The sequence below is a fragment of the Bradyrhizobium sp. HKCCYLR20261 genome, from assembly GCF_051168435.1.
In the GTDB taxonomy this organism is placed as follows: domain Bacteria; phylum Pseudomonadota; class Alphaproteobacteria; order Rhizobiales; family Xanthobacteraceae; genus Bradyrhizobium.
The window spans coordinates 656,652-667,500 of sequence record NZ_JBNPUZ010000003.1 but is presented as its reverse complement, the minus strand read 5'-3'; the positions used below and the strand labels follow the sequence as shown (position 1 = coordinate 667,500).

The 10,849-nt window shown below is 63.0% G+C and carries 11 protein-coding genes (1 of these 11 running past the window's edge); 7 read left to right on the top strand and 4 right to left on the bottom strand.

Translation table 11 applies throughout. The features are described 5' to 3' along the window. On the top strand, positions 1 to 94 hold the end of the coding sequence (locus tag ACQR1L_RS10060) for a hypothetical protein (RefSeq protein ID WP_434857794.1). It extends 131 nt beyond the left edge of the window; only the last 94 of its 225 coding nucleotides appear in the window; its start codon lies off the left edge, out of view; the stop codon is at positions 92 to 94. A gap of 188 nt (positions 95 to 282) precedes the next feature. Here the strand turns inward: ACQR1L_RS10060 and ACQR1L_RS10055 are convergent, their stop codons facing one another. Further along, a complete protein-coding gene (locus ACQR1L_RS10055; protein WP_434857793.1) occupies positions 283 to 585 on the bottom strand; it encodes a hypothetical protein in 303 nt (100 codons plus the stop codon). A 233-nt stretch (positions 586 to 818) separates the two neighbouring features. After that, complete coding sequence (locus ACQR1L_RS10050; RefSeq protein WP_434857792.1) at positions 819 to 2,138, bottom strand: polysaccharide biosynthesis/export family protein; 1,320 nt, start codon at positions 2,136 to 2,138, stop codon at positions 819 to 821. A 377-nt stretch (positions 2,139 to 2,515) separates the two neighbouring features. Here ACQR1L_RS10050 and ACQR1L_RS10045 point away from each other — a divergent pair, with 377 nt between their 5' ends. The 3 genes from ACQR1L_RS10045 (at position 2,516) to ACQR1L_RS10035 (ending at position 4,812) form a co-directional block, all read left to right on the top strand. Then, positions 2,516 to 2,797 (top strand): hypothetical protein, encoded by a 282-nt coding sequence (locus tag ACQR1L_RS10045; protein WP_434857791.1) that lies wholly within the window; start codon positions 2,516 to 2,518, stop codon positions 2,795 to 2,797. A gap of 423 nt (positions 2,798 to 3,220) precedes the next feature. Further along, positions 3,221 to 3,565 carry a hypothetical protein gene (locus ACQR1L_RS10040; protein WP_434857790.1) on the top strand — a complete coding sequence of 115 codons (345 nt, stop codon included), beginning with the start codon at positions 3,221 to 3,223 and terminating at the stop codon, positions 3,563 to 3,565. Between the two features lie 863 nt (positions 3,566 to 4,428). After that, complete coding sequence (locus ACQR1L_RS10035) at positions 4,429 to 4,812, top strand: H-NS family nucleoid-associated regulatory protein (protein ID WP_434857789.1); 384 nt, start codon at positions 4,429 to 4,431, stop codon at positions 4,810 to 4,812. A 33-nt stretch (positions 4,813 to 4,845) separates the two neighbouring features. Here the strand turns inward: ACQR1L_RS10035 and ACQR1L_RS10030 are convergent, their stop codons facing one another. Continuing rightward, positions 4,846 to 6,321: an undecaprenyl-phosphate glucose phosphotransferase gene (locus tag ACQR1L_RS10030; RefSeq protein WP_434857788.1), complete on the bottom strand. Its 1,476-nt coding sequence runs from the start codon at positions 6,319 to 6,321 to the stop codon at positions 4,846 to 4,848. Between the two features lie 473 nt (positions 6,322 to 6,794). Here ACQR1L_RS10030 and ACQR1L_RS10025 point away from each other — a divergent pair, with 473 nt between their 5' ends. Continuing rightward, positions 6,795 to 7,592, top strand: coding sequence for a glucose-1-phosphate cytidylyltransferase (locus ACQR1L_RS10025; protein ID WP_434857787.1), 798 nt, complete (start codon positions 6,795 to 6,797; stop codon positions 7,590 to 7,592). Beyond that, positions 7,589 to 8,242, top strand: coding sequence for a PIG-L deacetylase family protein (locus ACQR1L_RS10020; protein WP_434857786.1), 654 nt, complete (start codon positions 7,589 to 7,591; stop codon positions 8,240 to 8,242). The genes ACQR1L_RS10025 and ACQR1L_RS10020 overlap by 4 nt, the downstream gene beginning before the upstream one ends. 45 nt (positions 8,243 to 8,287) lie before the next feature. On the opposite strand, the gene ACQR1L_RS10015 is transcribed toward ACQR1L_RS10020, so the two are convergent. Beyond that, a complete protein-coding gene (locus ACQR1L_RS10015) occupies positions 8,288 to 9,388 on the bottom strand; it encodes a hypothetical protein (RefSeq protein WP_434857785.1) in 1,101 nt (366 codons plus the stop codon). Between the two features lie 387 nt (positions 9,389 to 9,775). Between ACQR1L_RS10015 and ACQR1L_RS10010 the strand changes: the two genes are divergently transcribed. Further along, entirely contained in the window at positions 9,776 to 10,813 is a 1,038-nt protein-coding gene (locus ACQR1L_RS10010) for an NAD-dependent epimerase/dehydratase family protein (RefSeq protein ID WP_434857814.1), read from the top strand. Positions 10,814 to 10,849: the final 36 nt, after the last annotated feature.

Below are 10,849 nucleotides of genomic sequence, written 5' to 3'. Positions count from 1 at the left end.
GTCCGAAGTCGGCGCGCGATTCGCGTTCGACATGTATCCGGAAGGCGCACCCCCGGGCGAGAAATTCCAGAGCCTGCCGGTCTCGTTTCAGTAGCAACGGGCGACTCGCCCTCGCGCAGCTCCCTGTTCGACAATCCTGACCATGCTGCTGCCGGCGAGCCGGGCAGGGCATCTCCACCGCCATCGATGCGTGGCACGCCTCCGGGAAGACGATCCGGTCCGCTCGCGTCGCAAGCGGACCGGGTCAATTCAGGGGCTTGATGATGCGCTGGAGCCTTCGCTTCAGCGCGTCACCGTGCGGCTATAGCTGTAGGCGTTGCCGCGCGGACCGCTGCCTTGGCCCTGTACGGTGCAGCTGCCGCCGCTGCAGCTTGCCGAGCCCGACCGCGACCAACTGCGTCCGGCGGGACCCGTGCCGCCGCCTTGCCAGCCGCAGGCGCCGCCGGCGCAGCTGCCGGAGCCCCCGAAATTGGTGGTCCCCCGCGGCCCGGTGATCGAGCCGCTGCGGGTCCAGGCATTCGCGTCAGCCGCGGCGGCCGCCGACAGGGCGGCCACCAGCAAGAGGGTGCCAAGGGTTGTCTTCACGTCAGTCTCCCAATGTGTCCCGCCGGCGATCGCGTCGCCTGCGGAGGGAGATTGACCTTGCGATATCGCGCGCAGATGCCGCGCCGGTGTCGTTTGGTCTCGGTGAGTGGCGGATTGTAACGGTCTGTCACACCGACGGCGCCACGGGACGTGCCGGCACGACGGCTCGCGGTCGGTGCCGATCTCATGCGATACCGCGGCTGCCGCTGATCAGGCCTGCGCGGCGCTCCGCCTCACCATCGGGTCTTGCTGGCGGTGTTGACGTTGGTTACCGCGTTGGCCGTACTCGACGCGGTCGTCGCCGTGTTGTTGATCAGCGCGAGCAGCTTGTAGTAGTCGACGACCTTGGCGTTCGCGACGTACATCACGTCCTTGCTGCGCATCTGGAAGCCGGAAGCCAGCAGCATGCCCGAGGGATCGCGCAGATTGACGTGGTAGATCGTCGGAATGCGGTCGTAGATGAAGCGGCTGGTATCGACGCCGAGCTTCTGCAGCAGGGGCCGCTCCTCGTAACGATACAGGAAAACCTCGGCCGGGTCGGATTGCTGGTCGTTCAGGCCGCCCGCTTTGCCGATCGCCTGCGCCAGCGTCAGCGTCTCCGTATCGAAGGAAATCTCCGAATTGAAGCCGAAGACGTTCTGATTGAGGGCGCCGAGCGCGGTGAAGGTGGGCGATTCCCGCGTGATGTAAATGACGTCGTTCGGGCGAATGAAGATGTTCTCCCGCGGATCCTGCACCACGCGGCTCAACAGCACGCGCACGCGCTTGCCGTCCCGCTGCAGGGTCACGTAGCTCTCGATAGCCTCATGCTTCGGGCCGCCGGCGCGGGCGATCACCGCCAGAAGACGTTCGCCCACGCTGTTGAGGGCGAGGACCCCCGGCGTATTGACGTCGCCGAGAACACTGACGACGCTGGAATGCTGCTGGTTCAGGCTGACCACGACCTGCGGCTCGAGCGCCCGCTTCTGCAGACGGAAGACGATCTCCTGCTCGATCTGAGGAAGGGTCCGGCCGGCGGCGGGAATCTCGCCCGCATAGGGCACGCGGATGTTGCCCTGCTGATCGACCGCCTGGGCCGGCAGATCCACGAAATTGCCGGGGCGAGCGCCGGCGGCGGTCGGCGGCGTGAACAATCCGCCCGGAGCGGCCTCAAAAATCGACACGTTCAGAACGTCACCGATGCCCGCGACCTGCACCGGCTTCGGCCGCTTGTCCGGAAACACGCCCTGGAAGGTGACGAGATTGGGCTGAGACAGGAAGCCGATCGTCTCGGAGCTGACATCGACGAGGGCGTAAGGCAGCGCCGTATTCGAGCGCACGCTGGCCGTTGCGTTATCGCTGACCGCGTCGCTGGTCGGGCCCGTGCCGGGAAGGAATGAGCACGCAGGCATGATCGCCAGCAGCGCCAGGGCCAGCAGCGACAAGGCAGGGCGCGACAGGGCCGCGCGGCGCGAGACCGGCCAGACGGAAACCGCCGCTGCGATCGCGCGGATGAAGGAGCCAGCCCGCTGCAGATCAATCAGAGCCTTTAAACGCATCCCCGGATACAACAAAAATACGTTTCCCCACGCTGCTCCTCCCCCATAGAGAAGCCGCCGCCCCGCTTGCTTCCAACCTATCCGGCCACCATTCCGGGTGAAAGCGCACCTCTCCTGGGGAAGATCCGCTTTTGTCTTGCCGTGCCAATTAGGTCACAGTCGGACCCACCGAGCTACCGTCTCCTGGTCATTATCAGGGCGGTCGGCCTCCCGGTGAGGCAAACTCCAATGATTATCTCGAAACCCACTGATCTTATGCACAGAGCCGTTGAGCAACGGTTATCACTCGCCCACACGCGGGGCGCCGAATCCCCATCTTCCCCGAGTTGTCGGACACGCCCCATGACGTCTATGCTGCACGATCAGCTATCGCAGCATGGGGAGGCACGCTGTTGTCGACTGTCGTCAGGATCGCGGCCCTCGCGCTCGCCAGCATCGTCGTCGCAGGTCTCCCTGAGCCGGGAGCGGCGCGGGGCCTTTATCCGCTCACGGAGTGCGGGCCGGACCTCAGCCAGCTCTGCCGGCTGAGCGGGACGTTCGAAGCCACGCCGTTTCACTACAATCTCGCGATCTATCCTGGCTGCATTCGGCGCGTTGCCGTCCGGACTCCCCGCGGCGTACAGGTTCGTCGTGTCGTGGTCTGCGGTGCGCCGGATCGGCCAATGGTCTGGTAGCTCTCGCGATCGGCCCCGCATGACCTGGGCCGCAGGTGCGGCCTCCTCGGCAAAGCGGCCTGCTTCGGGGGCGGGGCGGCGCGCGAAAATTAAATAAAAGGTTGCGTGTGGAGCTTCGTGCAATCTTTAATTAAATGATATTCCGCGAACGGCCCGCGCCAGAAAAGGCGCGGCTCGAACAAACTAAAGCTGCAATTTTCCCCGACGAAAGATGCTTAATAAGGCCTTTCGGGCGATGCGGTGCTGCGACGCTACTGACCCGCCAAGTGCCGGAAGTATTTAATGTCTTGCATTCAAAGTGGTAAATTAACTTGTCGCGAGTGGTTAATTTAATCCCGGGAAAGCCGCGCGTCCTGATGGCGCAATTCGTCGGCGTCCGACGGGAAGCTCCTCTGAAATCTCGCCAACGAGTGGGGTCCGTCCTTGAGTGACGAACTTGAGAGCGCGTTGATTGAGGATGACGGGGAGGCGGATTGCGGCGGAGCTTCAGAGGCCGTTTTGAGGTCGCTGAAAAAAATGCGCGCGGCAAGGGCGGCCATCAAATCCCTTGCCTCGGCCGACGCGGCGCCATCGGCACTGCTGTCGCAGATTGAGCTCTGCAACGTTCTCCTGGGCGAGATTCGCGCCATCAGCCGTAGCCTGGACAAGCGGCCGGAGCATCCGAAGGTCTCTCAGCGCCGCCAGGTCACGACCCGCCGCCACCGCAGCACGGCTCATCCGATCGTGCCACGGCGATCTCTGGTCGGCCGCGCCAGACAGCACACATAGCCGTTCAAGCGCGGGCAGACGGTGCGGAGAGACAAGGCGCGTTCGAACCGGCGGGGGCCGTCGGCGTCGCAAGATCCGCAGACGGGATCCCGATTTGCCGGGATACGCTGTTTCAGGCAGCGTGGCTCAGAGGCCTGCCGTGAGGCCTGACGACCGGTGTTCATCGCATCGGTGTCACCGACGTGCTCCTCTCGATCCGATGCGCCGCCCGCCTGCGCGATCTCTGACGCAAAGTCAGCGCCGCAGCGCCCCGCCGATCTCCGTTGCTTCTCTGGTCCCAGCGCGCGCGAGACGCGGGCGCGGTCACCCCATTTTAATGCGTGCCTTGTGCGGGGATCACGAACATCGCAATCCCGCCGATCTCGCCGGCGCGGGATTTCCGGCGGCATTGCGGCATATTCACGCCGGAGTGCTTAATTAAATCGGCCGGCGGTATTTTCTGCGCGGAGTTCAATATCGAAACTCGGGATGTCCGGCGCGCCGCGCCAGAATAGGTTGTATGCGTCTTCGGCCCTGCACCAAAAGCCTGGGCCGAGTGCCATCGCCGAGCAATTTGCGGCCGCCAAAATCACGACATTTTGACGCGGGCGCGCCATTTAATGCAGAAATCCACCCTGAAACGTGGTGATTTGGCGATCTTTCGGTCGATGGTGCCGATTTTATCCTGCGCCGCTGCGCGCAGCCGACACAATCGCCCGAAAAGGTTGCGGGTTGATATTTTTCCGGGCTACAACTATTCGCGCTGGCTAAGAGAGAACGAGGGAATTATTCTGATTTTCCGACTGCGAACCACTTGCGGAACGAAATACCGAATTATATGACATTAATCCGGCAGGATAGAGATCAAAGACAAGGGTCGCTGCATGTCCACCAAGAAGATCGATTTCGACGCGATGTCCTTCGATGACCTCTGGTCCCTCCACGAGCAGATCAGCCAGATCCTGGCCGTGAGGATCACGTCCGAGAAGCGCGAGCTCGAACGTCGTCTGGCGGTGCTCAACCGGAGTCGCGGTGCCATTGAGGGAACCGGCGGTGATGGCGCGGTGTCCCAGACCGCCGGCGGGAAGGCGCGACGCAAATATCCGCGGGTGCTGCCGAAGTATCGCAATCCGCAGACGTCGGAGACCTGGTCCGGACGCGGCAAGCAGCCACGTTGGCTGGTGGCGGCGATCAAGACCGGACGTCGAATCGAGGAATTCGAGATCAACGGGGCCGGTGGGGCCAAGGGGCGCCGTCAGCGCGCCTGATCGTTCGCGGCGCTCCGTCCGCCCATCAGCGCGCTAGTAGGCGTTGTCGCCGCGAATGAGTTCGAGCGGTGTTCTCAGCAGAATGGCGAGATCGAGCGACAGGCTCCAATTGTCGATGTACCAGAGATCGTGCTCGACGCGACGTTCGATGGATTCGCGCGTCGGTGTCGGGCCGCGGCAGCCATGGACCTGCGCCCATCCGGTCAGTCCCGGCTTGACCCGACGGCGGAAGGCATAGTTCCGCACGAGCTTGTCGAACTCGTTGTCATGCGCCAGAGCGTGGGGACGGGGACCCACCACCGACATGCTGCCATTGAGCACGTTCAGAAGCTGCGGCAGTTCGTCGATGCTGGTCCGGCGCAACCAGCTCCCCAGTCGGGTGAACCGGCTGTCGCCCGCCTGGGCCTGGATGATGCGGGGGCCATCCTCGAGCACGGACATCGTGCGGAACTTGTAGATCTGAAATGATCGGCCGTTGAAGCCGCAGCGCTGCTGCCGGAACAGCACGGGCCCGCGTGAGTCGAGCTTGATGGCGATCGCCACCAGCACGAGCAGTGGCGACAAGACGGTCAGCGCGATGCCAGCGAGCGCCAGGTCAATGACTCGTTTTGCGGCGTGCTCGAAGGGGCTGAGCAGGCCGCGCTGCAGCTCGATGCGGACCGCATCGCCCAGTTCGCGGCGAGGTCGCTTGAAGATATCCGACGCCGGGCCAAGGGGCACGAAGCTCACGGGAAACGGGAGGACCCGCAACTCGGCGCCGAGCGTGCGCAGGTCGGACCGGGGATCAGGACTGGCGCCGACCACGATCTCCTCGACGTCCGAGCCGCGAACATAATCGATCACACTCGCGACCATATGCTGCCGCTGATCCGGATCCGAGGTGGAATCAGGAAGCAAAAACTGCCGTTTGACGCGAAACCCGGCGTCGGTGAGCGCCTGGGTCAGTCCGATATTGTCCTGTCCCTCTGCGTCCGTGATCAGAACGATCGAGCGTCCGGAGAAACGCCGCTCCGCGAGCCCCTTCGCGAGCAGCGATGCAGTGATGCGCCGATGCAGAACGAGCGCGGCGAGCCCGAACATGGCGAATACGATGCTGGTCCCGCGCGAGAATTCGCTGCCGATCTTCAGCGCGAACAGCGCGCCCGCCAGAACCAGAAACGCCGTGCTCCAGGTAAGGCAGACCGCACGGATCTGGCGTGTCAGGATCAGGAGCTCGGTCGGGCGATACATGCCGCGGATCTTCATCAACGACACGAACAGGGCAGAGACGAGGATCGCCAGCCCCAGCGACTTGCTGACGTCGTTGGCGCCGGCGGCGTCATGCAGATGGTACAGAAACCCGGACAGGACGCTCGACGCCGTGATCGTGGCGACATCGGCCGCGATCGCGAACGATTCCACGGAATCGTAATGCAGGGGCCATTTGCGCCCCTCGGATTGCCGCTCCGCCAATACGGCGGACGTCACGCCATTTGAATCGAGAGTCTCGGGCTGATCCACGTAATTCATGGGATATCGGTGTCGAAACTCAGTTAAATAGTAGATTTGATTTTATATAATCATGATATTTAATTTGGACAATGAAAAATTGTCTCGCGGAACAGTTCTCGTTGCTGAGGCCGGCCGTCTCCCGCGACGTGCTCCGGCTGCAGCATCTTGCCCGCAAGCGAATGTCATTGCTGATGATTCACCTGCGCGGGACGTGCCGGCGCCCCCGGGTCCCCCACGCTTGTGTCGATTTAATGTCCGCAGAGCAATATTTTTTCCGGCGACCGTGTTAATATTTAATTTCGGGGTGTATTTAATTGGAGTACCATCCTTTCGCAGGTGCTCTGCGCCGGCCTCGCCCGGAGGAATGATCATCCCGGGGCGGAGGGGAAGCGGGCGGAGAGCGCGAAGCGCCGGCGGCAGACCGTCCGGCGCGGCTGCACGGATTGATAGGTCTCATTTTCAACGATCGTGGATCCCAAGGACGTCGCGTCATGAAGGTTGTATTGTTCTGTGGAGGACTTGGCACGCGCATCAGGGAATATTCCGAGAGCATTCCCAAGCCGATGATTCCGATCGGCCACCAGCCGATCCTCTGGCACGTGATGCAGTATTACAGCCAGTATGGGCATCGCGACTTCGTCCTGTGTCTCGGCTACAAGGCCAATGTGGTGAAGGACTATTTCCTGAACTACAATCAGGCCGCCACGACCGATTGCACCATTTCGCAGTTCGGCAAGAAGATCGAGCTGCTGGGCGAGCGCCCGGCGGATTGGCGGGTCTCGCTGGTCGACACCGGCATCTGGCGCAACATCGGACAGCGCTTGCGGGCGGTCCGGCACATGGTCGAAGGCGAAGAGATTTTCCTCGCCAACTACAGCGATGGCCTGACGGACGCGCCGCTGCCCGACATGATCGAGCGCTTCAAGCGCAGCGGCAAGATCGGCTGCTTCATCGCGATCCATCCGCCGATCAGCTTCCATCTGGCCGAGTTCGACGCAGGCGGCACGGTGAACCGCATGGCGGCGAGCAATGATTCGGACATCTGGATCAACGGAGGCTACTTCATTTTCCGCAAGGAGATCTTCGACTACATCGAGGAAGGCGATGAGCTCGTCGTGCAGCCGTTCAAGCGGCTGATCGATCGGGGCGAGCTGATGGCCTACCGCTATGAAGGATTCTGGCGCGCGATGGACACGCTCCGGGACCGCCAGGTGCTCGAGGAAATGATCGAGCGTGGCGACACGCCGTGGCATTCCAGCGCGAACCTTGCTGCGGTGGTGAACGGATGAGGGCGCTGCAACTCGCCGGCCGCGGGGACTCGCTGTCGGTGCTGTGTCTCGGGGCGCATTCGGATGACATCGAGATCGGGGCGGGCGGCACGCTGCTGACCTGGCTCGATCAGGGCGTTCGCCTCGACGTCCATTGGTGCGTGCTCAGCGGCAATGACGAGCGCGGTGTCGAGGCGAGGGCCTCCGCCGACGATTTTCTCGCCGAGGCCGCCGGCCGCCATCTCGAGATCATGAGCTTTCGCGACGGTTTTTTTCCGGAGCAGGGCGAGGAGATCAAGGCCTGGTTCGAGCAGTTGAAGGGCCGGATCAATCCCGACGTCGTTCTCGCCCATCGCCGCGATGATGCGCACCAGGATCATCGGCAGGTCAACCGGCTGGTCTGGAACACGTTTCGTGATCATCTCGTGCTCGAATACGAGATCCCGAAATGGGACGGTGACCTCGGGCGGCCGAACGTCTACATGCCGGTGTCTGAGCGGATCATGAAGCGAAAGGTCGCGCTGCTGATGTCGCATTTCGGCAGCCAGCGTTCCAAGCAGTGGTTCGATCCGGAGACCTTCATGGGCCTGGCGCGGCTTCGCGGCATGGAGTGCCGCGCCGCCGAGCGCTACGCCGAGGGGTTCGTCGTCCGCAAGCTGTCGCTCGGCTGAGCCGCGCGGCGCCGCACGCGAGCGACGCGCGCTTCGATGCCGGGATCACCCCGTGGCGCGCCGCGGCACTTCGATGGCCTCAGGCGCGGAGGCTTGCGCCACGGCTGTGGCCGGCACCCTTTCCAGCCAGACCTCGCGCCACCAGGCGTAGATGCCGCGCGGGCAGAACAGCCGGTTCTCGCTATAGCGCGACTGGCAGTAGACGCCGTCGAGAATGACGGCCGGCGTCTTCATCCGCCGGATGTAGCCGGTGCGCTCGTCGATGAACTTCTCGACACGCGTGCGCACCCGGAACACCTTGCCGCAATACGGCACCATCTCGGCGTCGAAACCCATGCCGCGGTTGTTGGTCTGCTTGTCGATGGTCGCCAGGATGTCCTGGTGCGGGCGGACGCGGACGAGATCGCCGGGCTGCAGGCCGAGATGTGCGATCGGCGCATCCTTGTCGCTCAGCAGGATGCCGCGCTTGCGCGGAAACGGCACGCCGCCCCAGAGCGACTGGATGCGGTCATAGAACCACCGCGCCGGACGGCCGAGCTTCGGCCGGCGCGCCATGGTGGCGCCGACATAGGCGAAGTAGAGCATGCCGCGCAGCATCTTAGCGGCCGACACGTTGCCGGAGGCGACGTCTTCGGCATATTGCCGGGCATCCCACCATCTCAGCGGCTGCGTATAGTTCGGCAATTCGGTCGCCTGGCAGGAATAGCGCGGGCCTTTTCCCGGCTGCTGCTCGGGCGATTTGGTTGCGTCCCAGACCGCGCGCGCCGTGCATCCGCCGGAGGCTTGGCGGGCCGCCGCATGGTCGCGATCGGCGGAAGCGGCTTGGACTACATCGACCGGCTTGAGCCAGGCCTCTTTCCAGAAGATCAGGCAGGCCGCCTGGCAGCCGCCATAGGCTTCGCCGTCGCAGCGCGTCTCGAGATGAACCGTGTTCGGAAGCCGGCGTCCGAGCCATTCGCCGGTGTTGTAGCCGGTCACCGTATCGCAGGTCTTGTGGGCACGCTTGTGGACCTGGAGGCGCTGTCCGCAGAGCTTGAACATCTGCGGCATGAACGGCAGCCCTTCGAGCCGTCCATTGACGTCGAGGGTGGCCAGGATTTCCTCCTTGCTGCGGACTTCGACCCAGTCGCCGGCGGATAGCGTCATGCTCTGTCTCTCAAAAATCCAGCCGATGCGCCCGCCGCGGCGGATGAAGTCGTCACGTGGGCGAGACGCATCTCAATATGACAAGTCGAATTAAAGCGGACGATGTTTGCGGTTGTCGTTTGTTCAATTCGTGGCTTATTTTATTTTGAAGAATTAAATTGCGGTGAGGGAACGGCGTTTCCGAACGAAGGGGGCGTCGTAGGTGCCGTTTTTTGCTGTGTAACCCATTGTTATATAGTCGTTTCAGTGAGCTGTGCCTGAGCGGCAGTCTTGCTATCGCTGATCGGATGGGGGGTGTCTCGATCTGCTGGACAATAAATATCATATTAAATTATATTTGAGGCTCGTTATTTAAATTTTCGGTTTGCCGCTCGAGAGGTGATGATTTTGAAAGTCCTGATTACCGGAAACATGGGCTATGTCGGTCCGGTTGTCGCGAAGCATTTGCGGGCATCTCGGCCGGACGCGGTGCTGCATGGCTTCGACAACGCCTATTTCGCCCATTGCCTGACCGGAGCGCCGGTGGTGCCCGAGCGGTATCTCGACGAGCAGATCCATGGCGACGTCCGGGACATGTCGCTCGATCTCCGCGGCTACGACGCGGTGGTGCAGCTGGCTGCGATCTCCAACGATCCGATGGGCAACCGCTTCCAGGACGTGACGCTCGACATCAATCAGAACACCACGGTGGCGCTCGCCAGGGCTGCTGCAGCGGCGGGCGTGAAGAACTTCGTCTTCGCCTCGAGTTGCAGCGTCTATGGCATCGCGGACGGCCCGCCGCGCAAGGAGGGCGATCCGCTCAATCCCATCACGGCCTATGCGAAATCCAAGATCGGATCGGAACAGGCGCTTGCGGCGCTCGACACCGGCATGATCATCACCTGCCTGCGCTTCGCCACCGCCTGCGGCATGTCCGACCGGCTCCGGCTCGACCTCGTCCTGAACGATTTCGTCGCCTGTGCGCTGACGCGCCGGCAGATCAGCGTGCTGTCGGACGGCACGCCCTGGCGTCCGCTGATCGACGTCGCCGACATGGCACGCGCAATCGACTGGGCGATCGACCGTCCGGCTGCGACGGGCGGCCACTTTCTCACGGTCAATGCCGGATCGGACGACCGCAACTACCAGGTCAGGGATCTCGCCCACGCCGTGGCGGCGAAGGTGCCGGGGACCGAGGTTTCGATCAACACCTCCGCGCCGGTGGACAGCCGCTCCTACAAGGTCGATTTCGGCCTCTATCGCTCCCTGGCTCCCCGGCATCAGCCGCAGGTCACGCTGGACCAGTCAATCCAGAACCTGATCGACGGCCTGACACGGATGAACTTCAAGGACGCGGAGTTTCGCTCGTCCGATCTCGTCCGTCTCAAGGTCCTGCAGGATCACATGGAGACGGCCAGGATCAACGACCGGCTGCAATGGACGTGACGGCATCGAGACGGCCTTGGCCCTGCGAGACAGCAC

What these genes read in the sequence shown, in the direction of transcription:
- ACQR1L_RS10025 (WP_434857787.1), top strand. Translation starts at nt 6,795, where the DNA reads ATGAAGGTTGTATTGTTCTGTGGAGGACTTGGCACGCGCATCAGGGAA.
- ACQR1L_RS10035 (WP_434857789.1), top strand. Translation starts at nt 4,429, where the DNA reads ATGTCCACCAAGAAGATCGATTTCGACGCGATGTCCTTCGATGACCTC.
- ACQR1L_RS10030 (WP_434857788.1), bottom strand. Translation starts at nt 6,321, where the DNA reads ATGAATTACGTGGATCAGCCCGAGACTCTCGATTCAAATGGCGTGACG.
- ACQR1L_RS10015 (WP_434857785.1), bottom strand. Translation starts at nt 9,388, where the DNA reads ATGACGCTATCCGCCGGCGACTGGGTCGAAGTCCGCAGCAAGGAGGAA.
- ACQR1L_RS10020 (WP_434857786.1), top strand. Translation starts at nt 7,589, where the DNA reads ATGAGGGCGCTGCAACTCGCCGGCCGCGGGGACTCGCTGTCGGTGCTG.